This is a genomic window from Mesorhizobium silamurunense (genome assembly GCF_014843825.1).
Classification (GTDB): Bacteria; Pseudomonadota; Alphaproteobacteria; order Rhizobiales; family Rhizobiaceae; genus Mesorhizobium; species Mesorhizobium silamurunense.
The window spans coordinates 1-24,142 of record NZ_JHQR01000005.1 but is presented as its reverse complement, the minus strand read 5'-3'; the positions used below and the strand labels follow the sequence as shown (position 1 = coordinate 24,142).

At 65.6% G+C, this 24,142-nt stretch carries 20 protein-coding genes; 1 reads left to right on the top strand and 19 read right to left on the bottom strand.

Annotated elements, in window-relative coordinates; translation table 11 throughout:
- On the bottom strand, positions 1-985 hold a 985-nt coding region (locus tag DH10_RS00580; RefSeq protein ID WP_192384039.1), incomplete at its 3' end, for a four-carbon acid sugar kinase family protein.
- 2 nt (positions 986-987) lie between these two features.
- Complete coding sequence (gene oiaX, locus DH10_RS00575) at positions 988-2,238, bottom strand: 3-oxo-isoapionate-4-phosphate decarboxylase OiaX (protein ID WP_192255613.1); 1,251 nt, start codon at positions 2,236-2,238, stop codon at positions 988-990.
- Positions 2,239-2,425: 187 nt separating this feature from the next.
- Between oiaX and DH10_RS00570 the strand changes: the two genes are divergently transcribed.
- Positions 2,426-3,139, top strand: coding sequence for a transcriptional regulator NanR (locus DH10_RS00570; RefSeq protein ID WP_192255611.1), 714 nt, complete (start codon positions 2,426-2,428; stop codon positions 3,137-3,139).
- Between the two features lie 6 nt (positions 3,140-3,145).
- Here DH10_RS00570 and apnL read toward each other — a convergent pair whose 3' ends face one another.
- The 17 genes from apnL to DH10_RS00485 all read right to left on the bottom strand — a co-directional run.
- Positions 3,146-5,050: a D-apionate lactonase gene (apnL, locus tag DH10_RS00565; protein ID WP_192384038.1), complete on the bottom strand. Its 1,905-nt coding sequence runs from the start codon at positions 5,048-5,050 to the stop codon at positions 3,146-3,148.
- Positions 5,047-6,081 (bottom strand): Gfo/Idh/MocA family protein, encoded by a 1,035-nt coding sequence (locus tag DH10_RS00560; RefSeq protein WP_192255607.1) that lies wholly within the window; start codon positions 6,079-6,081, stop codon positions 5,047-5,049. Before DH10_RS00560 ends, apnL begins: the two co-directional genes overlap by 4 nt.
- A gap of 2 nt (positions 6,082-6,083) precedes the next feature.
- Positions 6,084-7,148, bottom strand: a complete 1,065-nt coding sequence (locus tag DH10_RS00555; RefSeq protein WP_192255605.1) for an ABC transporter permease — start codon at positions 7,146-7,148, stop codon at positions 6,084-6,086.
- Entirely contained in the window at positions 7,145-8,692 is a 1,548-nt protein-coding gene (locus DH10_RS00550; protein WP_192255603.1) for a sugar ABC transporter ATP-binding protein, read from the bottom strand. Before DH10_RS00550 ends, DH10_RS00555 begins: the two co-directional genes overlap by 4 nt.
- Positions 8,689-9,351, bottom strand: coding sequence for a DUF2291 family protein (locus DH10_RS00545; protein ID WP_192255601.1), 663 nt, complete (start codon positions 9,349-9,351; stop codon positions 8,689-8,691). The genes DH10_RS00550 and DH10_RS00545 overlap by 4 nt, the downstream gene beginning before the upstream one ends.
- 82 nt (positions 9,352-9,433) lie before the next feature.
- A complete protein-coding gene (locus DH10_RS00540; protein ID WP_192255599.1) occupies positions 9,434-10,375 on the bottom strand; it encodes a D-ribose ABC transporter substrate-binding protein in 942 nt (313 codons plus the stop codon).
- A gap of 240 nt (positions 10,376-10,615) precedes the next feature.
- Complete coding sequence (locus DH10_RS00535; RefSeq protein WP_192255597.1) at positions 10,616-11,443, bottom strand: phosphogluconate dehydrogenase C-terminal domain-containing protein; 828 nt, start codon at positions 11,441-11,443, stop codon at positions 10,616-10,618.
- A 109-nt stretch (positions 11,444-11,552) separates the two neighbouring features.
- Positions 11,553-12,593 (bottom strand): ABC transporter permease, encoded by a 1,041-nt coding sequence (locus DH10_RS00530; protein ID WP_192255595.1) that lies wholly within the window; start codon positions 12,591-12,593, stop codon positions 11,553-11,555.
- Positions 12,590-15,073, bottom strand: coding sequence for an ATP-binding cassette domain-containing protein (locus tag DH10_RS00525; protein ID WP_192384037.1), 2,484 nt, complete (start codon positions 15,071-15,073; stop codon positions 12,590-12,592). Before DH10_RS00525 ends, DH10_RS00530 begins: the two co-directional genes overlap by 4 nt.
- Before the next feature lie 71 nt (positions 15,074-15,144).
- A complete protein-coding gene (locus tag DH10_RS00520; RefSeq protein ID WP_192255591.1) occupies positions 15,145-16,167 on the bottom strand; it encodes an ABC transporter substrate-binding protein in 1,023 nt (340 codons plus the stop codon).
- A 240-nt stretch (positions 16,168-16,407) separates the two neighbouring features.
- A complete protein-coding gene (locus DH10_RS00515; protein WP_192255590.1) occupies positions 16,408-17,487 on the bottom strand; it encodes an ABC transporter ATP-binding protein in 1,080 nt (359 codons plus the stop codon).
- Positions 17,484-18,284 (bottom strand): ABC transporter permease, encoded by an 801-nt coding sequence (locus DH10_RS00510; protein ID WP_192255588.1) that lies wholly within the window; start codon positions 18,282-18,284, stop codon positions 17,484-17,486. The genes DH10_RS00515 and DH10_RS00510 overlap by 4 nt, the downstream gene beginning before the upstream one ends.
- A gap of 1 nt (position 18,285) precedes the next feature.
- Entirely contained in the window at positions 18,286-19,146 is an 861-nt protein-coding gene (locus DH10_RS00505) for an ABC transporter permease (RefSeq protein WP_192384036.1), read from the bottom strand.
- A 54-nt stretch (positions 19,147-19,200) separates the two neighbouring features.
- Positions 19,201-20,205, bottom strand: coding sequence for an ABC transporter substrate-binding protein (locus DH10_RS00500; protein ID WP_192255584.1), 1,005 nt, complete (start codon positions 20,203-20,205; stop codon positions 19,201-19,203).
- Positions 20,206-20,271: 66 nt separating this feature from the next.
- On the bottom strand, positions 20,272-21,747 hold the full coding sequence (locus DH10_RS00495) for an aldehyde dehydrogenase (RefSeq protein ID WP_192255582.1): 1,476 nt from the start codon (positions 21,745-21,747) through the stop codon (positions 20,272-20,274).
- Between the two features lie 10 nt (positions 21,748-21,757).
- Positions 21,758-22,795 carry an LLM class flavin-dependent oxidoreductase gene (locus DH10_RS00490; RefSeq protein WP_192255580.1) on the bottom strand — a complete coding sequence of 346 codons (1,038 nt, stop codon included), beginning with the start codon at positions 22,793-22,795 and terminating at the stop codon, positions 21,758-21,760.
- The coding region (locus tag DH10_RS00485) for a flavin reductase (protein ID WP_192384035.1) at positions 22,792-24,142 on the bottom strand (1,351 nt) is incomplete at its 5' end. The genes DH10_RS00490 and DH10_RS00485, both read right to left, overlap by 4 nt.

Genomic DNA, 24,142 nt, shown 5'->3' with positions numbered 1-24,142 from the left:
AGAGGATCACGCTGCGCCCGGCCTCGAGGCTGGCCTTGCCGGCCGCCGCAGCGCGCGCGATCGCCTTGTCGGAACGCTCCGAGACCAGCTCGACCGGATCGACCTCGACGCCGTCGAACCCGTCGTTCATCGCATGGCGGATCTGCCGCTCCGTCGTCGGCGAGCAACTGCCCGACACCACCGCGATGCGGTCGGCTGCACCCGGGGGCGAGAAGCTGCCCCCGCTGCCCGGAGCCCTGTCACCAGCCCACTCGGAAAGCAGCGCGTATTCGATGCCGGAGGAACCGACGACGAAGTGTCCGCCTGGTGTTCGGGTGCGCCATATTTCCTTGCCGGCCAGCGCCTGGCTTTCGGGGCTGTCGACATCGATAAGCAGGATCGCCACGCCGGCGGCCAGCCTGTCGAAGACAACAACCCGGCCCGGCGAGCGCAGCGTCGCCAGGTCGAGCAGTCCCGAGGCCAGGTTCGTCTGGCGCGACAGATGCACCAGGAGGTCCGATTCATCCATCGGCGTTGCCGGGTGGCGGCTCATCACCGGGTGGCGGTCGATGCGGTAGTATCTGTCGCGATAGGCCGCGAAGAGATGGCCGAATGCGGTGTAGCGCTTGAGCTGCGGCGCGCCGACCACCAGCGGCACGCAGTCCTGCGCGAATACCGTGCAGCCGATTTCGATCGCTCGGCCGATGCTGCCGATCGTCGGGCTGGAATCGAAGGTCGAGCAGACCTTGTAGTGGCAGATCTCGGCTTCAAGCGTCTTCAGCCAGATGAAAGCGTCCTTCAGATGCGTGTCCATCCATTGCGGCGTTTCGCTGCGGCTGGTCCCGGCGAGCCCCACGGCACGGCAATGCGCGAAGCGCGCCATCAGTCCGGCATCCGGCTTGCGCATGAAAAGCACGGTCGGCACGCCGCCAAGCTCTAGCGCTTCCATGACGTCGGTCGAGCCGGTGAGGTCGTCGCCATAATAGCTGAGGAGCAGGTTCTGCATGTTCAGACCGCCTTGCCGTCGGCGAATTTCTCGATCGAGCGTGCCAGCTCGACATGGCTCCTGGCGTAGTCGTTGAGCGGGACACCCTCGACCGCTGCCTGCCAAGCCTGCTGCACGGCGCGCACGCCGGCGCCCGGCCCGTCGGGATGGCTGACGATGCCGCCGCCGCAGAGATAGAGGAGATCGACTGTGCGTCCCGTGCGCTCATAGGTCTCGGGCGCCTGTCCGCCCCATTGGCCGGAGCCAGCCACAGGCAGGGCGCAATCATCAGGCGAAAACAGCGGCGTCGTCACCGCCTCGAAGGAGCGGATGAAGGAGTCGTCCGGCTCCCAGTATTTCGAGGCGATGCCGTTGATCTGGAACTGGTCGACGCCGAGCAGCCGCCAGAACTGCTGCCAGACCTTGAAATCCATGCCGAGGCCCGGATGGCGGGTGAGGATGTCCCAGCCGTTGCGATGCGCGTGCAGCACCAACCCGGAGCGCTTCCTGAGATATACCATGCCGCCGAAGCCGACGGAGTTGATGTTCACCACCGCGCAATTGCCGCCGGCTTCAAGCACCAGATCGTGGTTGCGCATCATCTGGTCGGGATCGGCGTGCGAGATGCCGAAGGCGTACATCACCTTCTTGCCGGTCTTCTGCTCATGATCGTGGATCAGCGGCATGATCGCCTTCACCCGCTCCGACAGCGGCGAATAGGCCGGGCTCATCAGCTTCTCGTCGTCCTTGATGAAGTCGACGCCGGCCTCGATCAGCTCGCCCACCATCTCGGCTGTCTCATGCGGCCTCAAACCCAGCGCCGGCTTGACGATGGTGCCAATGATCGGGCGGCCCTCGACACCGGTCAGCCTGCGGCTGCCAGCGACACCGAATTGCGGGCCGGGATGGGCGCCCCTGAATTCCTCCGGCAGCTTCATGTCGACGACGCGGATGCCGGACAGCCCCCTGATCGAATAGGTACCGCCGATCGCAATCGTCATCAGCGCCGCGAGATCGGTGCCGATCGCGTCGAACGGAAAGGCGATGTCGACATCGGCGCGCCTGAAGGGACCGCCGCCGGCCTCGGGCATCGAAGGTTGCGCTGCGTCCGGCAAATGCCGGATCGCCAGCACGCCAGCCGCCACCCTTGCCTTCAGCTCCTCGGTTTCCCCAGGCAATGCGACGAAGGTGCCGGTCGACTGGTCGCTGGCGATCTTGGCCGCCAGCGCCTCGATGCTTCCCGAGGTCTCGATGCGATAGGTGAGGGTGATCATGGCCGGCCGTACTCAGTCGAAAGGCAGGAAAAGAATTCCCTGCGCTCGAAATCTGGTATAATGAGTACATAAGCATTGCAAGCAATATCCTGCCCGGCGGGGCGTCATGCGGCAGGGGCGACGGGCATTCCGGAAATTGCGGCCGCGGTGCTAGATTGGGACTCGGTCAAGGGAGTGATTCGCGGCGATGAACCGTTCGGAACCGATCGTCCGGCGCAAGCTTTCCGACGAAGTCTTCGTCAGGCTGAAGCGCTTGATCACCAGCGGCGAATTGCAGCCGGGCGACGACATGCCGTCCGAGCGCGAGCTGATGGAGCGCTTCGAGGTCGGCCGACCGGCGATCCGTGAAGCGATGCAGGCGCTGAGCAACATGGGTCTCGTCGCCATCTCGCATGGCGAGCGCGCCAAGGTGCTGCAGCTCACTGCCAAATCGATCATCAAACAGGTTGACGGCGCGGCCAAGATCATCCTGTCTTCGTCGAAGGACACACTTGAGCACCTGAAGAGCGCGCGCATCTTCTTCGAGCGCGGCATGGTCAAGGAAGCGGCCGAGAAGGCGACGCCTGAGGACGTGCAGCGGCTCAAGGCAACCGTCGCCGAGCAGCGCGCCGCGCGCGGCGATGCCGAGGCGTTCATCTCCGCCGACATGCGGTTCCATACCCAGATAGCGGCGATTTCAGGCAATCCGATCTATGTTGCGGTCAGCGAAGCGATGCTCGGCTGGCTGAAGGAATATCACACCGAGATGCTGATCTGGACCGGCAAGGAAAAGTTCACGCTGACCGAGCACGAGGAGATCATCGGCTGCATCGAGAGGAAGGACGCCGAAGGCGCCGAGAAGGCGATGATCAAGCACCTGGAACGCTCGCGCGCCCTCTATGTGATGAACTCCGGGAAGTAGCTTCGCTCAGCCGATCCTGGCTATGGCATAGGCCGGCATCGTCAGGCGGCCCGAAGCTGCGCTGAGGCCGAGCCTGCGCACACCCGCCCCCTCCCAAATTGTAACCTGGCCTGCCGTTTCGCGAACCAGCGCCAAGGCATCGACAGGCACGTCGTCCGAGGTGATGTTTGCCAGCCAGGCTGTGACGGCGCCCGCCGGCGAGCGGCCCGCCAGCGCAGCCACGCGATCGTCGCTGACGCGCACAGCGATATGCGTATGGCCGGCCAACGCGGCGAGACCTTGCACGGCGTGGAAGATCGGCCGCGGCGTTCCTTCCTCGGCGGGTTCGCCGGCGGCCGCCAGCACGCCGAACGACCCTGTGAAGCCGGAAAGCGTCAGCATCTCCAGCCCGGCCGGCGCCACGCGCGCGGCATAGCCGACTGTCCAGGCGGCAGCGAACAGTCCGGCATGGCGCGGATCGCGATTCGCCATGGCGATGCGCTGGCCGCGAAGATTCTCCTTGGTCGCGCCGCCATAGGGGTTCTGTCGCATGGCGATGGTCGAGGGGCCGATGCGATAAGGCTTCGCGCCGTAGATCGCCCGTGTCGACTGGGTGATGAAAGGCAGCGCCTCCAGCGATTGCATGACGCTGAGATCGTCGGCCGCATGCACGATCGGGCAGGTGCAATGGGTGATGAAATCGAGCGCGCCGGCCGGAACGCGCTTGCGGTTGAGCTCTGTGAAATAGCTGAACATGCCGCCGCCGAGCCGGATGCCGGGGAAGGCGCGGCGGGCCGCGGCATAGACGTCCTCGAGCGGCGGGCAGGCCGGCCAGACGCTGCCGGGCGGCGTCGACTGCCGGTCGACCGAAGGCGAGATCGCGATGGCATCGAGCCGCAAACCTGCCCTGCGCACCATCTCCGCGACGCCGGACAGTTCGACGTCGAGATCACCGGCGCAGGCGACCACGCATTCGAGGGTCGTCTTGGCGGGGAATGCGGCGGCGAGTTCGGCATGGGCGCGCAAGGCATCAAGGCCGTGGCCGCGTGTCGGATCGTAGTGGAGGAGAAGCTGCCGCGGGCCAAGCTTCGACAGCAGCGAAAGGTTGCCAAGCGCTGACTCGACATCTTCCGGATAAATGACCACGCCAACATCGGGCAGCTTCGCCCCGGCCTCGCCAAGTTCGGCCTGGACAGGTTCGCTGTCCGTCGTCGCGGTAGCAGCCTTCGCGTCGCTGGTGATGCGCAGGCTGACGGTCTGGCGCATCGGCTGGCCGGCCGGCAGCACATAGGGCCATGGCAGAGCGAGCGGCCGCACATAGGTCTTGTAGGAGGCGTCGGACCAGTTGCGCTGGTCTTCCATCTCGAACGTGTCGCCTTCCATCCGGCATTCGGCACTGACGCCGGGCCGCACCTGATGAGTGATGGCGCGTATATCCTTGAAGGGTTGCCAGGGGTCGATCAGCAGCGGCAGTTGCGTGTCCACCACGCTGCCGTTCGTGTGCTCGACCTTGACCGGGCTGCCAGCGAGGCCGGCGATCGGATGCAGGATGCAGAAGCCGCAGCGGTTGGTCTCGAAATCGCTGTCGGGCAACGCGCTCACATCGAAGCTGAGACGGCCGTCGGCGCGGCCTTTGATCCTGGCGCCAAAGCCGAGCCGGCTTCCGCCCGGCCCCTCGCAGCTTGCCGAGTAGCGCACCGAGAAATTGTCATCGCTCTGTTCGATGACCAGATCCTCCAGCGCCGGCTCGTAGGTGCCCCAGTCGCGATCGCGCACGATGTAGGCGATGGCGCGCAGCACCTCGATGCCGCCGTGCCGGATGGTGCGCAGATTGCCGTTGACGAAATCGGCGCTGAGCGGGCCGGCGCTGAGCCGGACCGGTTCGGCGTCGACCGCGCGCGTGCCGTAGAGGAGGAGGGGATCCATGGTCATTTGAGCAGGTCGTCGATCCGCACCGGTTGCCGGCCGGCGGCACCGGCATAGGCAGCCTCGACCAGCGCGAAAGTCTTCAGATTGTCGGCGCCGGATGTCGCCGGTTCCTTGGCCGTCATCAGGCAGTCCACCCAATGCTTCTGGATCGCCGCGACGCTTTCCTGGATGTTGTGCCATGGCCGTGACGCCCAGGAAAGCAGCGGCGGCGACACGTCGCTCACCGTGGTTCCGCTCTTGCCGGTGACGGTGAGTTGGTAGCCCTGCGCCAGTCGGATCGTGCCGTCGCTGCCGTCGAGCTCGATCAGCGTCTCGGGGAACGGCTCGGTGGCAAGCTTTGTCGCATAGCTGCAATCGACCACGGAGGTTGCGCCGCCTTCATGGTCCATGAGCATCGTTGCCACGTCCTCGCCGGCGATGCTGGGGTTGACGCGCGCGGTGCGTGCGGTGAGGTTCGAAACGTCGCCGAGCAGGAAGCGGGCGATGTCGAGGATATGGATGCCGAGATCCTCGATGATGAAGCGCTTGCCCGTCGCCAGGTAAGGCTGGCCGGAAAACACGTCATAGGCGGAGCGGAACGAGATGCGGCCGAAGAACGGCCTGCCGATCTCGCCGCTGTCGAGCACGGCGCGCACCGCCTGGATCGGCGACTGCCAGCGGAAATTCTCGTGCACCATCAGCGGCACGCCGGCGTCGGCGCAGGCCTTCACCATAGCCTTGGCGTCGGCAAGCGTCGGCGCGAACGGTTTTTGGCAGATCGTTGGCACGCGATGCCGCGCCGCGAGTTCGACCAGCGGCCGATGGCTGCCGACAGTGGTCGCGATGTCGACGAAGTCGAGCGTCTCGCTGGCAAACAGCACCCCGGCATCGCCGTGGCGCCGCTCGATGCCGAATTGATCGCCGACGATCCTGAGGCGCTCGGGGTCGCGGTCGCAGATGGCGACTATCGAGACGCCGTCGATGTCGCGCCAGGCGTGCATCTGGTTGATGGCGAAGAAGCCGCAGCCGATCAGCGCTCCACGCAATTCCGCCATGCTCAGCCTGCCTTCGCCATCTGCAACAGCGTCACGCGGCTCTGCAGTCTGCGCTGCGCCTGGTCGACCACGACCGCGACGATGATGACGAGGCCCTTGATCACCATCTGCCAGAACGAGCTGACCCCCATCATCACCAGCCCGTCGGAGAGGATGCCGATGACGAAGGCGCCGACGATGGTGCCGCCGATCGTGCCGCGTCCGCCCGACATCGAAGTGCCGCCAAGCACCGCTGCCGCAATGGCGTTGAGCTCGAAGCTCTCGCCCGTCGCCGGATGCGAAGCCATCAGCTCGGACGAGATGATGAGACCGACGATCGCCGCGCAGAAGCCGGAAAACATGTAGACGAACATCTTCACCATGTTGACCCGGACACCCGAGATCCGTGCCGCGCGCTCGTTGCCGCCGACGGCGAAGATGTGACGGCCGAGCGGCGTGTACCTGGCGAGATAGGCAGCGCCCAGCGCCACCACGACGAGGATCCAGATCGAGACCGGCAGGCCGAGCAGCTTGCCGGCGCCGAGATAGCCGAAGCCGGTGGTGCCGAGCTCCGGCTTGCCGGCGAGGTTGGGGAAGGTGCGTCCGTCCGACGACAAAAGTGCCAGCCCTCGCGCGACATAGAGCGTGCCGAGCGTGGCGATGAAAGGCGCGACGTTCAACCTGGTGATCAGCAAGCCGTTGACGGCGCCGATCAGTATGCCGATGCCAAGCGTGATCAGGGCGATCTCGACGACGTTGAAATAGACGGTGTAGCCGATCTGCAGGTCGATGCCGTTGAGCACGAGATAGCCGGCGACCATGCCGCACAGACCGACGATCGAGCCGACCGACAGGTCGATGCCGCCGGTTATGATGACGAAGGTCATGCCCATGGCGAGGAAGGCATTGAGCGCGACGTGCTTCGCCATCAGGATCAGATTGGCGGCCGAGAGGAAATTCGGCGCCGCGATCGAGAAGAACACCAGCACGGCGATCAGCGCGATGAAGGTCCTCAGCTTCATCAGCGTCAGCAGCACGGAGCCGCCGGATGCCGATGGCGCGGCAGCCTTGGCTGGAATGTCGGTCATCGGCGTTGCTCTCCATGCACGGGTCCATGGCCAAGCGCCGAAGCGGCGACGATCGCTGCTTCCGTCGCCTCGGCTCGTTCGAACATGCCCGTCAGTTTTCCGTTGCTCATCACCGCGATCCGGTCGGACAGCGCCATCACCTCGTCGAGGTCGGAGGTGGCGAAGAGGATGCCCAGCCCATCGCGCGATAGCTTGCGCATGGTGCGGAAGACGTCGGCCTTGGCGCCGACATCGATGCCGCGGCTGGGTTCGTCCATCAAAAGCACTTTCGGCCCCGTGAGCAGCGCCTTGCCGATCACCACCTTCTGCTGGTTGCCGCCCGACAGCGACGACACCTCCTGCGCCGGGTCGGCGACCTTGATCGAAAGCTCGCGCACCATCTGCGTGACGGCCTGCCGCTCGGCGCCGCCACGGATGTGGAACAGGCTGACGAAGCGCGACAGGCTGGCCATCGTCAGGTTGCTGGCGACGGACAGGATCGACACCAGTCCCTCGCGCTGCCTGTCTTCTGGGATCAGCGCCAGGCCGCGCTGGATGCGCCGCGCCGTGTCGCGCTCCTTCACCTGTCTTCCGTCGATGAAGATCCTGCCGCTCGCCTGGCCGTGGCGGCCCATGATGCAGTCGAACAGCTCGCTGCGCCCGGCGCCCATCAATCCGTAGATGCCGAGGATCTCGCCGGCGCGCAAGGAGAGCGAGACGTGATCGACCGCAAGTCCGCCGGTGACGCGCGGCAGGCAGATTTCCTCGGTGCGGAACACCTCCGCGCCGGGTCGATGGCCGTCGGCCTTGGCGAAATCCTTGGCGTCGGAGCCGATCATCTGCCGCACGATCCACTGCGTGTCGACGTTCTTCATCTCCTCCTGGCCGGTGATGCGGCCGTCGCGCAGCACGGTGATGTAGTCGCCGATGCGGATCAGCTCTTCCAGCCGGTGCGAGATATAGACGATCGCGACGCCGCGCGCCTTGAGGTCGGCGATCACCTTGAACAGGATCTCGACTTCCGCCGCGCTCAGCGCAGAGGTCGGCTCGTCCATGATCAGGATGCGAGCGTCGAGCGAGACCGCCTTGGCGATCTCGACCAGCTGCTGCTGGCCGATGCGCAGGTCCTCGACCAGCATGTCGGGCCGGATGCCGGCTTCCAGCTGTTCGAGGAATCCGGCGGCGCGCCGCTCCTGCTCCCTGTGGTCGATCTTGCGGAAGGCGTTGGTCAGCTCGCGCGTGGCGAAGATGTTCTCGGCGACCGAGAGATTGCCGAACAGGTTCAGCTCCTGGAACACCATGCCGATGCCGCGGCTGACGGCGTCTCCGGACGACGAGAACGAAACCTCGTTGCCGTCGAGCAGGATACGGCCCGCGGTCGGCTGCTCGACGCCGGCGATGATCTTCATCAGCGTCGACTTGCCGGCGCCGTTCTCGCCGACCAGCACGTTGACCGCGCCCTTGCGCACCTCGAAATTCGCGTGCTTGACCGCCACGGTGCCGGCATAGACCTTGGAGATGTCTTCCAGCTTCAGGATAACGTCGTGACCGGGCGAGGAACTCATGGCTTCGGCCCGATCTCGGCCTCCGCCGGCGTCACCAGCGGCAGGTCCTGGCCACCCTCGATCGTGTAGGCGCCGAGCACCTTGGCGGTGCGGCCCTCAAGCCCGTCGCGCGGCAGCTTGGACAACACCGACTTGTCGGCATAGGCGTTGAAGGCCTTGCCGAACTGGGCGAAGTCGATCTGGTTGGTGAAGTCGTTGAACTGGACGAAGTCCAGGCTGTCGCGCAGCGCGGTTCCGCGCATGGCCGGTCCGATCTGCACCCGCGCATTCGCCTTGCCGTCGCCATCGACGTCGACATCGATGGTTGCCGCGCGCGACTGCGTGTTGGCGGCGACGATCTTGCCTTCGACGCGCACGGCGAAGGTCCACGGCGAATTCGCCTGCTTTTTCGGATTGCCGTACTTTGCGCCGGCAGCGGCGGGATCGGTTTTCGCCAGCGCATGGACCTCGGCGAACGGCCCGGCCTTCTGCTGCAGATAGGGGATGACCTTCGAGGCCCAGATCTCCTCGACCATCTTGTCCGGATTGAAGGCCGAGCTGTTGGCGCTGTCGCCTCCCTGCGCCGAGGGCGTCGGCAGGATCTTGCAGGCGCCGAGGCTGAGGCCTGCGAGCGCGGCAAGGGTCAGCCCAAGGGTCAGCCAGGTCAACTTGTTCGGCATGGCGGTCAAAAAGCACCCGGGTAGTGAAATGGAGGCGAGGGACGAACGAGCGTTCGCCCCTCGCAGATTGCATCGCGCCGGCTCAGTTCTTGAGCGCGAAGGTCTCCAGCTTGGGAGCATTGTCGCCGTTGATGAGGACGCAGTCCATGAGCTGCTTTTCCTTCTCGGGCGACTTCTTGTTCTTGACGTACTCGTTGGCCTGCTCGACGGCCGTCTGCGCCTGAGCATAGGCCGGCTGCAGCACCGTCGCCTTGATGCCGCTCGAGGTGATGGAGTCGCGCACGTCGTTCGAGCCGTCGAAGCCGACGACGATGACGTCCTTGCGTCCGGCGGCGGCCAGCGCCGCGTAGGCGCCCATCGCCATCGTATCGTTGCCCGAGATCACGCCCTTGATGTCGGGGTTGGCCTGCAGGATCGATTCCATCTTGGAATAGGCTTCGGTCTGGCTCCAGTTGGCCGACTGCTGCGCGACCATCTTCAGGTCCGGATAGTCGTCGATGACGTCGTGATAGCCCTTGGAGCGGATGCCGGCATTGGTGTCGGACTCCTTGCCGACCAGCTCGACATAATTGCCCTTCTCGCCCATCAGCTTGACGAATTCCTGCGCGCCGAGCTGGGCGCCCTGGTAGTTGTTGGAGACGATCTGCGCCACGGCAACGCCGGTGGCGTTGATCTCGCGGTCGATCAGGAACGAGGAGACGCCGGCGTCCTTGGCCTTCTGCACGGCGGCGACGGTGGCGTCGGCGCCGGCGTTGTCGAGGATGATCGCCTTGGCGCCGCGGCCGATCGCGGTGTCGATCAGTTCCGACTGCTTGTTGGCGTCGTCGTCATGCACCAGCACCAGCGTGTCGTAGCCGAGCTCCTTTGCCTTGGCCTCGGCGCCCACGGCTTCCGCCTTGAAGAACGGATTGTCGTGCGAGGGCGTGATGATGGCGATCAGGTCCGCCGCATAAGCGGGCATCGCGGTGCCGAGTGCGAGCACGCCGGCGAAAGCCGCAAGCGTCATTCTGCGAGTAAGTTTCATGAAGTCCTCCCGTTGAAAAAACCTGCCCCGGACGGCCGGGGCCATTTGTCTGAATTCCTCAGGCGGTGGAGGCTGCGCCGCTCGGATCTGAAAGCTTTTGCCGGCTTTCATCCGAGCCTCGCTGCCGGTCCCCGCCATTTCCTCCGCTCGTCCCAGCGATCCGAGCTCGAACAGCTAAAGCCAACTGGTATGATGAGTCAATCACTAATTCAGGTGATGTGTACCTGACAAGCGGCCGTCTCAGGTGATGCGCTGGATGCTGGCTGCGATCTCCTCCGGCTCGAAGACCCGTTTCCAGTCGTCGCGCATCAGCACCGGCTTGCCGAATTCGATGGCCTTGTTGCAGGCGTCCGAGAACACGCCCTTGGTTTCGCCGAAGATGACGGCGCCGAGCACGTTCATGTGGCCGAGCAGGAAGTCGAGCGCCGCCTGACGGTCGACGCCCCGCGCCACGACCTCGTCGAGCGCTTCCTTCATGACGACAAGCAGCGAAGCGCAGACCGTCTCGGAGAGCCCGGGCTCGAGCAGCGCCATCTGCTCGACGGTCACACGATGCGATCGCATCACCGGCGCCCAGATGATCCTGGCGATCTCCTCGCCCTTGGCGTAGTCCGCCTCCGGGCCCTGCATCAGGGCGCTGACGAAATGCTGCTTGGCCTTGACGCCGCCAAAGAAGTCCTTCTTGGCGGCCATGTCGGTCTCGTCGTTGAAGATCGGCGGATGGCAGGGATGCGTGACGAAGTAGGTGAGGTCGGGGCGCTTGGGCAGATGGCCGGCAAAGGGCGCTGCCGCGTCGAGCACGATCACCATCGTTCCCGGCGCCAGCTTGCTTTCGATGCTGGCCGCGACCTTGCCGATATGCGTGTCGGGAACCGCCAGGATCACCACTTCGGCGCCCTTGAGCGCTTCGTCGACGCCGATCGTGTCGATGCCGAGCCCGCTCTTCAGCCGCTCCTTGCCCGCTTCGCTGATCTCGACATGGCGGATGGTGTAGGGGGAACCGCGAAAATTGGTCGACAGGCGGTAGCCCATTTTGCCGCCGGCACCGAACAGCGCAATCGTTGTCATCTAACCTACTCCTGATGTTCAGACGACGATCCACGCCAATCGTCATCTTATATACTGGTATGATCACTCTACCATGATTTGGCAAGAGGAATCGTCTGTGGTCTGTCCGTCATTCCGGCTGAGCCGTCGCCGCGTTCACTTCCGTTTTCGCCGTCGGGTCCTTGCCGCCGTCCGCGAGGTCGACCGACGCACGCCGCGCCAATGCCTGGCGTCCGGCCAGTGCCAGCACGAAGATGACGACGATGCCCTGGACGATGTCCTGCGCGCCCGGCGGCAGGCCGATGATCTGCATGGTGGTGACGATGAGGATGAGCAGGATGCTGGCGAAGAGCGTGCCTAAGGCCGTCGCCGAGCCGCCGAAGATCAGCGTTCCGCCAAGCACCACGGCGGCGATCGACTGCAACAGATAGGGTTGGCCCATCTCGAGGAAGGCTCCGCCGATATAGGCGCCGAGCAGAAGCCCGTCGAGCGATGCCAGCACCGAGGAGATGATGAAGGCCGCCGCGATGATCGGGCCGTTGCGGATGCCGGCGAGCCGCGCCGCGGCTCGGTTCTGGCCGACCGCCGACAGCAATTGCCCGAACACGGTGTAGCGCAGCACGAAGGACGTCGCCACCACGCCGACGATGGCGATGACGGCCATGATTGGCACGCCGGAAACGCGCCCCGTCGCCAGGTCCTTCAGCGCCGAGCTGACGGCGAAGCCGGGTATCGCTCTGTTCGACAGGAGCGTCGCGGTCGCCAGCACATAGCCGGTCGCCAATGTCGCGATGATCGCCGGAATGCCCAGGCCGACGACGAGCAGCGAATTGAGCGCCCCGACGGCAAGGCCAAGCAGGATGGCGGCGGGCACGCCGATGGCAAGGTTCGCATCCTGGCCCTTGACAGTGAGCAGCGCGACGAAGGCGCTGAGCGTGATCACCGAGGCGACCGACAGGTCGATGTTGCCGCGCCCGGTCGTCACCACGAACATCTGGCCGATGCCGACAACCGTCAGGAAGGACGCCGACAGAATGACGCCGGACAGGCTGGACAGGCTGAAGCGGTTGGTGACGACGGAAAGCACCAGCCACAAAAGCACCACGCCGATCGCCGACCAGATCCAGCGGTTGCGTTGCGCCCAGATGCCGAAGCCGGCGAGTGCGTTCATGGCTCGCTCCTGCGATCGGCGGTCAGGCTGCGCAGCGTGAGCAGCGCGATCAGGATCAGCCCTTGCGTGGCGGCGTTGTAATCGCTGCTGACGCTGAGCGTGCCGAGCAGCGCCCCGATCAAGGACAGCGTCACCGCGCCGGCGACGGCGCCGACCGGCGAGATGATGCCGCCGAGCAGCGAGCAGCCGCCCATCACCACGGCGGCAACGCTGAGCAAGGTATAGGAATTACCGGAATTGATGTCGCTCGCCGTGTTGATGGCCGTCAGCGACAGGCCGGCGGCAGCGGCAAACAGTCCGGCGATGAGATAGCGCACCAGCGCGTAGCGCGTCGGTGACCATCCCGAGCGGATCATCGCAGCCGGGTTGTTGCCGAAGCCGCGCAGCACCACGCCGAGCGGCAGCCGGTCGATGACGAGCACGATCAGCGCCACCGCCGCGATCAGGATGATCGAGGTGGGCACGAAGCCGAGCGACCAGTTGAAAAGCGTCGACAGCCAGTCCGGACTGGAGCCGCCCGGTGTCGGCTGCAGCGCATAGCCTATGCCGACCCAGATGAAGGATGCGCCGAGCGTGACGACGATCGCCGGGATCTTGCGCGCCTGGATGACGCCGCCAAGCCCCGCATAGGCGGCGAGAGCGGTCACCAACGCCAGCGCGCCGAGCCAGGGCTGGTCGTAGAGCAGCGTGGCGCTGAGCACGCTGACGAGGCCTGTGAAGGCGCCGACGCCGAGATCGATCTCGCTGCCGCCGACGATGAACATCTGTGCTGCCGTCACCAGCACTAGCGAGAGCGCCGGCATCAAAAGCAGGTCGAGCCCGAAAGTCGAGGCGACTGCCGGGTTGATCGCGATCATGATGGCGAGCACGGCGGCAAGCCCGATGAACGGCGCGGCATTGACCAGCCGGCGGCCGAGCCCCACCATGGCGGTCTGGTTCCGTTCGGTGCTCGCCTGGCTATCCGTCGATTGCGCGAAGGAGGCGCCGACGATCGCCTGCTCGGTAATCGCCTCGCCTGCCAGCTCCTTGACGATCCGGCCGCCGGAAAAGACCAGCACGCGGTCGCAGGCAAGCAGTTCCGCATCCTCGGTCGTGTGCCAGACCAGCGCGCGGCCGCCGCGCGCGACCTCGTTGCAGAGCCGGTAGAAATCCTGCTTGGTGGCGATGTCGACGCCGCGCGTCGGATCGTCGAGCAGGATGACGGGCGTGTCGGCGACCAGCGCTCGCGCCACCAACGCCTTCTGCTGGTTGCCGCCGCTGAGCTCGGTGATGTTGGACTGGAAGCGCCGGTCGTCCAGCCGCAGCTTGCTGGCGGCGCCGGTTGCCGTGTCGCGGTTGGCGCGATCGGAAACCAGCCCCAGTGTTGGTCGGCGCGCGAGCGCGCCGATGCTGATGTTGGAAAGCACGCTCCACAGCGGGAACACGCCTTCCTTCTGCCGGTCGCCGGCGATGAAGCCGGCATCCGCATGCCTTGTGACGGCAGCGTGTTGCTTTCGGCCGGGGTTGAAGATCGCGTGCAGCAATTCCTTCTGCCCGCTGCCTTCGAGACCCGCCAGCCCGACGATCTCGCCGCGCACGATGTCGATGTCGCGGCCGAGCCCGGCTGTCAGCGGCCCGGAGAGCCGCACCAGCACATCCTGGGAGGATGCGGCCGCGACGGCGTGCTGGTGGACCGGATTGGCATCGCCGCCCATCAGCTGAACCAGTTTGCCGATCGAAGCGTCCGCGGCATGGCCCTGCCAGGCGGTGCGGCCGTTGCGCAGCACCACGACTTCGGTGGCGATGTCGATGATTTCCTGCAGCTTGTGGCTGATGAAGATGAAGGCGAGCCCGGCTTTCGCCCGCTTGCGAATGAAGGCTCTCAGCTGCTTCGATCGGTCGAGATCAAGCGAGGATGTCGGCTCATCGAGCACGATGAGCTTGACGCCGGGCGTCGCCGCGGCGCGCGCGATCTCCACCATCTGCCGCTCGGCAATGGTGAGGTGTCCGACCTCGGCGTCGGCGTCGATGCCGTTGCCGGGAAAGACGGCGTCCAGCGCCGCGCGGGCGCGGGCACGGTAGAGCGCGCGCCAGCCAGGCCGGCTTGCGGAATCGCTTGGGGTTTCCAGGAAAAAGTTCTCGGCGACGGACAGGTTGGCGCAGAGCGACAGTTCCTGGTGCACCATGCGGATGCCGCGCCGCTGCACTTCGCCGGTGTCGTAGCCGGCGAAAGCCACATCTTCGCCGGCAAAGGAAATCGAGCCGAGCGTCGGCCACATCGCGCCGCACAGAATGCGCATCAGCGTCGATTTCCCCGCGCCGTTGCCGCCGACCAGCCCGATCACGTCGCCGGCGCCGACGGAGAGATCGATCCCCGCATTGGCGAGTGTCGGCCCAAAACTCTTGGTGATCCCGCTGAGCGAGACGACACTTGGCCGGACAGGAGAAGATGGCGCCGCGGCTGTGGCGATGCCCTGCGCGGCAACGGCGATATGGGACATTCGTCCTCCGGTTCGTCGCAGGCGAAGATCGGGCGTGGCCATGGGCGACGCCCGATCCGTGGCGGGTCGCGTTACTTACTGAGCAGGTTCTGCTTGACCCAGTCCAGCGAATAGCTCGGGCTGATGATCTGGCCGCCCGGCAGCTTCGCGTAGTCCTTCAGGTTGCTGGCATCGACCGTGGCCACCGGCATGATCATCAGCTTGGGCGCCTTGGCGCCCTTGAGCAGCGACAGGCCGAGCCAGAAGGCGGCGCCGCCGATGCCCGGCGTGGTGTTCATCGACACGGTCTGGTAGCCATTCTTGGCGTTCTCGTCGGCCCACCATTTGACGAAGTCGGTGCCGCCGCCGCCTTCGATGACCGGCATCTTGTCCTTGTACTCGCCGCCATACTGGACGAAGGCCTGCGCGATGCCGACATCGTCGCTGCCGCCCTGGCCCAGAACCGCATCGACACGCGGCAGCGAGGGCAGCACGTTGGCGATCGCCGCCTGCGCCACCGAGGCCGTCGCCTGGCCGTAGACGGTCGCGACCACCTTGATGTCGGGATACTTGGCCAGCACGGACTGCTGTGCGTTGAACATGTCATTGTCGGGCGCCGAACCCTTCACGCCGCGCACCTGGATGACGTTGCCCTTGCCGCCGAGCATCTTGAACACGGCTTCCGCCTGGGCGGCCTTGTAGCCCTTGAAATCGAAATTGAGCTGGTAGTTGCAGGGCGCCGAAGCGACCGAGTCGAAGGAGATGACGATGATGCCGGCCTTGCAGGCCTTCTCGATGACGCCGTTGACCGCGGTCTCCGAGGCAGCGTCGACGGCGAGCACGTCGACCTTCTTCAGGATCAGCTCGGCGATCTGGCTGTTCTGCTGCGCGACCGAGCCGTCGCCGTTCATCACGATGTAGTCGGCGATCTGTCCGGCCGCCTTCGCTTCCTTGGCCGAGGCCGCGAAAGCCTCCACCATCTGGTGCCGCCAGGTGTTGCCGTAATAGGCGTTGGCCAGCGCGATGACCGGCGCGTCCGCAGACGCCATTGCTGGCAATGCCGCAACACTTGCCAGTGCGGCGCCGGCAAGCGCCGCAACGATTGAAGCTCTCATGGTTTCTTCCTCCCAACGAACGATCGGCTTGACAGCCCTCAGCATAGCGCATCTGCTGACGATGACGCTATGTCAGGTACACATTATACCAGCATACCAAATAGGCAAGCGCTTTGCTGATCTGATCATGCAGCCGCTCGAACGAAGGAAATCCCGCTGCACATGGGCGCGAAGCGATCACGGTTGCGATCAGGTGGCGCTGGATGACGGCAAGGTCGCTGGACGACCCAGTCCGGATTTTCAGGCCGGAAACAGGAATGCCGTGGCGGGATCGAAGAAGATCTGCCGGCCCGAGGCGGCATCGGCGCCGCCCGGTTCAGCCGTATCCGAAGTCGGCCTGACATCGATCTCGTCGCCCGACCCGGTGCGGGCCACGACGCGCCGGCGGTCGCCGAAGAAGGCCGTATCGACGATCTCGACGGCGAGCGACGCGTTCCCCGGAACAGGCGTCAGGCGGAACGCTTCCGGCCGCACCATCAGCCTGGCCTTCTGGCCGCGGCCGAGCGCGTGTGTCGCTTTCACCCCCTTGATGATCGAGCCATCGGCCAGCCGGACCTTCGCCGTGCCGTTCTCGGTTTCGAGATGCTCCGCCGGCAGGAAGTTGGAATTGCCGATGAAGCCCGCGACGAACTCGCTCGCGGGCCTGAGATAAAGGTCCTCGCCGGTGCCGATCTGCTCGATGCGCCCCTCCTTGAACAAGGCGATGCGGTCGGAAAGGTGCAGCGCCTCCTCCTGATCATGGGTGACATAGAGGATGGTGACGCCGGTCTCGCGGTGGATACGGCGGATCTCAGTCTGGATTTCCTGACGCAGCTTCTTGTCGAGCGCCGACAGCGGCTCGTCCATCAAAAGGATCGGCGGATCGTAGGCAAGCGCGCGGGCAAGCGCGACGCGCTGTTGCTGGCCGCCGGACAGCGCGCCCGGATAGCGGTCGGCGAATTTTTCCAGGCGCACCAGTGCCAGCATGTCGGCGACCTTGCGCTTCACCTCGGCATCCGGCCGGCGGCGTACCCGCAGCGGAAAGGCGACGTTCTCGGCGACGCTGAGATGCGGAAACAGCGTGTAGCGCTGGAACACCATGCCGATGTTGCGCCTGTGGGAGGGCACCAAAAGCAGCGACTTGTCTTCCAGCAGCACATCGCCCGAGGTCGGGTCCTGGAAACCGGCGATCGCATAGAGCGTCGTCGACTTGCCGGAGCCGGATGGCCCCAGAAACGTCAGGAATTCGCCCTTGGGCACATCGATCGTGACGTCATGGACGGCGACGAAAGCGCCGAACGCCTTTCTCACCGCGCGTATGGACAGGAACGGAAGGGTCATCTGGACAGTCTTCTGCGAAGGAGCGCGGTCACGATCATCAGGGCGAGCGTCAGGCCGACGAGCAGGCTGGAGGCGGCGGCGACGACCGGGCTCAAGTCGGCGCGCAGGCTGCCCCAGATCTTCACCGGCAAGGTCTGCAGGGTCGGGCTCGCCATGAAGATCGCCACCACCACCTCGTCCCAGGAGGCGAGGAAGGAAAAGATCGCTGCCGAGAAGATGCCGATGCGGATCGAGGGCAGGGTGATCCTGAGCCTTGCCTGCAGCGGGCTGGCGCCGCAGACGATCGCCGCGTCCTCGATGGATTTGTCAAAACCTTCGAGCGCGGTGGCGATCGGAATGATGGCGAAGGGCAGCGCCAGGATGGTGTGGGCGATGACGAAGCCGGTCGTGGTGCCGGCGAGCCCGATGCGCAGGAAGAAGGCATAGATGGCGATGGCGAAAACCACGACCGGCAGCACCATCGGCGTCAGCAACAGGCCCCGAAGCAATTGCCGCCCGCGAAACTCGCCCCTGACCAGGCTGAACGAAGCGAGCAGGCCGATCAGCACGGCAAGGATGGCGGCCATGGCGGCAATCTTGGCGCTGGTCAGCGCGGCGTCGATCCAGGCCGGGTCGGCGAGCAATTCCTGATACCACTTCAGCGTCCAGCCGGGCGGCGGAAAGGCCAGCCACCGCGACGAGCCGAACGACAAAAGGACGATGAAGACCACCGGCAGCAACAGGAAAGCGGCGACCAGCGCGGTGAAGCCGGCAAGCGCCGCGCGCAGCCATCCGAGCCGGTCGTAGTCGAGCAGCATCTCAGAGCCCTCCGCCGAGGCGCTTGGCGCCGACCAGGCGCAGCTGGATCGCGTAGAGCGCCATGGTGACGGCAAGCAGCACGAAGGCGGCAGCACTTCCGAGCCCCCAGTTGAGCAGCGACTGCACCGTCTGGGCGATCATTTCCGCCAGCATCATGTTCGATGTGCCGCCGAGCAGCGCGGGCGTGACGAAATAGCCGAGCGACATGACGAAGACCATCAGCCCGCCGGCGGCGATGCCGGGAAGCGACAGCGGCAGCAGGATGCGGCGGAAGGCCTGGAGCGGACTTGCGCCGCAAAGGGCGGCGGCGCGCAGCGTCATCGGGTCGATCGCGCGCAGCGAGCCGACCAGCGGCAGGATCATGAATGGCAGCATGATGTAGACCATGCCGATGGTGACGCCGGTGAGGTTGTTGATGAGCGGCAGCGGCTCGTGAATGACGCCGAGCCCCATCAGCGCCCGGTTGATCACCCCGGTGCGCTGCAAGAGCACCATCCAAGCATAGGTGCGGGTGAGAAGGTTGGTCCACATCGACAGGATGATGATGCCGAAGACGATCGAGCCGAGCGCCGGCGGCATGATCGCCAGCATCCAGGCAACCGGAAACGCAACGAGGATGGTGACGGCGGTGACGACGGCGGCCACCAGGAAAGTGTTGAAGAACACCCGCACATAGGTGCCGCTGCCGAACAGCGCTGCGTAGTTCTGCAGGCCGGGCTCGGGATCGGTGACGCTGCGCAGCAGCAAGGCGACCACCGGCACGATGAAGAACAAGCCGACCAGGGTGAGCGCCGGCAAGGCGCCGCCGCTGCCGGCCGGCAGGCCGGCAAAAGACTGGCGTCTGAGAGCATTCGCCGTCATGGGACGTCCCTTTCAAGCAGGGGCGCGTTGCCGCGCCCTGCTCCTGTCGCGGGGCTACTTGGTTTGCCAGGCGTACCAGCGCGTGGCGATCTCGTCGCGATGCTCGGCCCAGTAGTTCATGTCGAGGTTGATCTGGCCGTCGACATGGGCGTCAGGCAGGCCCTTGACGACATCGGCGGGCATCTCGGCCTTGGCCTTGGTGTTGACGGGCGCGTAGCCGCTCGCCTCGGCGAATTTCGCCTGCCCGGCCGGGCTGGCCGCGGCGGCGAGGAACTTCATGGCGCTGTCCTTGTTCTTGGCGCCTTTAGGCACGACGAGAACGTCGGCGGCGGTGAGGTTCTGGTTCCAGGATACGCCGACATCGGCGCCGTCCTTCTCCAGCGCGAAGACGCGACCGTTCCAGAGCTGGCCGAAGGCGGCCTCGCCCGAGGCGATCAGCTGTTGCGACTCCGCGCCGCCACCCCACCAGACGATGTCCGACTTGATCATGTCGAGCTTCTTGAAAGCGCGCTCGAGATCGAGCGGATAGAGTTTGTCCGCCGGCACGCCGTCGGCGAGCAGCGCGATCTCGATCACGCCCGGCGCCGACCATTTGTAGAAGGTTCGTTTGCCGGGAAACTTCTTGGTGTCGAACATGTCGGCCCAGCTCGTCGGCTCGCCCGAAACAGCGCCCTTGTTCCAGGCCAGCACGAAGGAATAGTAGAAGCTGCCGACGGCGTGTTCGTTGCTGAAGCGCGGGTCGAGATCGTCCTTGGGCACGACCGCGAAGTCGATCGGCTCGAGCAGGCCGTCCTTGGCGGCCTTGATGGCGAAATCCATCTCCACGTCGACAACATCCCAGGTGACGTTCTTGGCGTCGACCATGGCCTTCAGCTTGCCGTAGTCGGTCGGGCCGTCCTGCAGCACCTTGATGCCGGACGAGGCCGTGAACGGCTCCGCCCAGGACTTGATCTGCGCTTCCTGCGTGGTGCCGCCCCAGCTGGTGAACACCATTTCGTCGGCCTTGGCGGCGGTTGCCGCCAGCAGCCCGGCGAGGACGCCGGCTAAGATCAGTTTCATGTCATTCTCCTCTGATTTCTCTGTTCCGTTTCTTGTTCTTGTCAGTGCACCTTCGTCATGCCGTTCTCAGCGCATGACGAAGGGATCGGGGATCGGCTCGTCCGAGGTCTTGATCCAGACCGATTTCGAGCGCGTGTAGTCGCCAATGGCATCGAGCCCGCCCTCGCGTCCGAGCCCCGACAGGCCGTAGCCGCCGAAGGGCACGAGTGGCGAGACCGCGCGGTAGGTGTTGACCCAGACGACGCCGGCATGGATGTCGCGCGCCATGCGGTGCGCCTTGCCGAGATTTGAGGTGAAGACGCCGGAGGCGAGGCCGAACGGCGTGTCGTTGGCGAGCGCCAACGCCTCGGCCTCTGTGTCGAAGGTAAGCACACTCAGTACCGGCCCGAACAGTTCCTCGCGCACGCAGGCTAGGGCCTGATCCGGGGCCTCAATGATCGTCGGCGCGTAGTAGAATCCGTCCGTCTTGTCTTTGGGGCGTGCGCCGCCGGTGACCAGCGTGCCGCCCGCGGCGAGGCTTTCTGCGACGATGGTCTCGATCCGGTCGCGCTGTCGCTGGGTGGCTAAAGGGCCCATCTCGGTGGCCGGATCCTGCGGATCGCCGATGCGGATCGCTTCGGCCTTGCGCTTAAGCCGGCCGAGGAATTCTTGCCTCACGGAGCGTTCGATCAGCAGGCGTGAGCCGGCGACGCAGCTTTGTCCCGTCGCCGCGAAGATGCCGGCGACGACGGCATTGGCGGCGCTGTCGAGATCGGCATCGGCGAAGACGACGACGGGGCTCTTGCCGCCGAGCTCGAGCGTTGTGTAGGCGAGGTTCTCCGCCGTGTTCCTGACGATGGCGCGCGCCGTCGACGGGCCGCCGGTGAAAGCGACGCGCGAGACCAGCGGATGGCTGGTCAGGCGCCGCCCGCAGTCCTGGCCGAAGCCGGTGAGGATGTTGACAGCGCCGGCTGGAAAGCCGGCTTCGCTAACCAGCTCGGCGAAAGCGAGCAGCGGCGCCGGGCCATCCTCGGAGGCCTTGAGCACCACCGTGCAGCCCGCCGCCAGCGCGGGGCCCAGCTTGACCGCCGAGAGGAAGAGCTGCGAGTTCCATGGCACCACCGCCGCAACGACGCCGATCGGCTCGCGGCGGATGGTGACGTCGAGATCCGCCTTGTCGATCGGCACATGCGCGCCTTCATGCTTGTCGGCGAGCCCGCCATAGTAGCGGTAGTAGTCGCCGACATAGGCGATCTGGGCGCGGGTCTCGCGGATGATCTTGCCGGTGTCGCGCGTCTCGAGTTCCGCCAGCCGCCCGGCATTGGCGGCGACGAGGTCGCCGAGTTTCACCAGCAGCTTGCCGCGCGCGGTCGCCGTCATCGACGCCCAAGGGCCGGAGCGCAACGCGCGATGCGCGGCCTCGACGGCGCGGTCGACATCGGCTTCGCTCGCCGCCGGCATCTTCGCCCATGGCGCGCCGGTCGACGGATCGACGCTGTCGAAGTTGGCGGACGGCTCGTCGAAGCGGCCGTCGATGAAATTCCTGAAGAGAGCGTCGGTCATGGGCTCGCGATCAGTGGAAGGCCGGCATCACCCGGTCGATGAACAGTTGCAGCGATTTCTTCTTGCGCTCATGTGAAAGGCCGCTGTCGATCCAGATCGAATACTGGTCGTAGCCGAGCGCTTCATAGGCCTTCAGCCGCGCGATCACCTCGTCGGCCTCGCCGATCACCAGGTTCTGGCGCATCTTGTCCGGCGCGTATTGCGGCATGGCGGCAATCTCATCGGCGGTCAGCGGCTCCAATATGCCCTGACGCACCGGCTTTTTGTTCTGGAACCAGGCGCCGAACTGGCAGTAGAAGCTCGACAGGTCCTGGCTCAGCCGGTCGGCATCGGCCGCGTCCTCGGCGACGAATGTGTGCATCAAAAGCATGATCTCCGGGCGCGGGATCTCGGGATGGGCGGCGCAGGCGGCGTTGAAGCGCTGCATCAGGCTTGTCACCTCGTCGTCGCCGGCGGCCAGCGGCGTCACCTGGACCTTGCACTCGTTGGCGACGGCGAAGTCGTGCGAGTTCGGGTCGCGCGCCGCCACCCAGATCGGCGGGTAGGGCTTCTGCAGGGGCTTTGGCGAGGAGGTGGTGGAAGGGAACTGCCAGAACTCGCCGGAGAACTCGAAATCGCCGTCCCAGAGGCCGCGGATCGCCGGGATGATCTCGCGCATGCGCTGGCCGGCGCCCCAGGCGTCGAGCCCCGGAAAGACGCGCTGGTATTCGTAGCTGTAGGCGCCGCGCGCGATGCCGATGTCGAGCCGGCCGCCGGTGATGACATCGGCCATCGCCGCTTCGCCGGCGAGCTTGATCGGGTGCCAGAAGGGCGCGATCACGGTGCCGGTGCCAAGTCGGATGCGGCTGGTCTTGGCCGCCAGATAGGCGATGTTGATGAAGGGATTGGGTGAGATGGTGAACTCCATCCCGTGGTGCTCGCCGATCCAGGCGGTCTCGAAGCCCGCCTCTTCCGCCAACAGGACCAGCTCACTGAGCTCGCCCAGCAGCTCCGAATGGGACTTGGCGAGGTCCGAGCGTTCCATATGCACGAAGAGAGAGAACTTCATCCTTGGTCACCTGTATTGAAGGCGGCCCTGGCGAGCGGCCTCACCTCGCCCTCGACCTCGTTGCCGACATAGACGCCGAACGCGTCCTCGGTGCATTCGCGCACATAACGGATGAGCATCGAGCGGATCGCCGGATCGGCGATCTTCAAGCCGTCGATCGCGTCGATGTCGATCAGCCGGATGCCGCGATCGCTGGAGGCCGGCACATCGAACGTGCCGCGATAGTAGACATGCGTGCGCGATTGATTTCCAGCATCGTCCCAGACGGCGTAAAGGAAGCCGAGCTGCGCTTCGATGGCCTTTGCGGCCAGAAGCCCGTTGAGGCTCTTGCCGTCGCTTGCCGAGCCCAGTCCCCGGCCGCGCGGCAGTTCGAGGAAGCCATCCGGCGTTTCCAGGAACAGGATACGGCCGCCGTTTTCGAGAATGGCGCCGACATCGGTGCCGGGCTGGGCGGCGGCCAGCGCCTCCTGGCTGAGGCCGGGCGTGATGTAGGCGCCGCGGCAATAGCCGAGTGGCTGCGCCGAGTTGTGCTCGAAATCGCGAACGCGACCGATGAGGATCGAATGATCGCCCGCCTCGACCAGCCGCTCCATGTCGCAGTCGAAGCACGCGACCGAGCCGTCCAGAACGGGGCTGCCGGTCTGTCCCGGGCGCCATTCGACCGAGGCGAACTTATCAGCCGCTTTCGAGGCGAAGATGCCGGAGGCGGTCTTCTGGCTCTCGTTCAAGATGTTGATGGCGAAGCTCTTCGATGTCGTAAAAACAGGATGGCCCAGCGCCTTGTGGGCGATGCAGACCAGCACCAGAGGCGGATCGAGCGACACCGAGGTGAAGGAGTTGGCGGTGAAGCCGCGCGGCTCGCCTTCCGGTCCGATCGTGGTGACGATCGTCACCCCGGTGAGGAAGGACCCCAGCGCGCGACGGAACTCGCCGCTGTCGAAGCCGGCGTCCGCGGCCGCTCCGTCACTTTGCTCCAGGCTTTCACCTTCGTTGAGAAAGTCGACGATGTGGCGTGTGGTGAGATCGGGTGCCGCCACCGCCATCATGTGCCTCTGGCCTAGGAGCACGGTGCAGCGCCCATGCGGCGCGAGCCTGGCCATGGCGGCCGACATTGCCGGCGAGGAGTTCTTGTCCTCCGAGCCGGTCATGAACAGGGCCGGCATGGCCAAGGCCTGCAGGCGGTCTGCGTGGTCGCTGTCGGCGCGGGCGAACAGGCGATAGGTGCGGGCATAGCCTTCGGGGTCGACCTCACCCAACGCCGCCGCCGTCTTCCCGGCCGCCGCGATGAGCTCGGCCGGAACCGGATCGCCGAACCAGCGAGCGATGGTCTGCGCGGCGCCCGTCGCA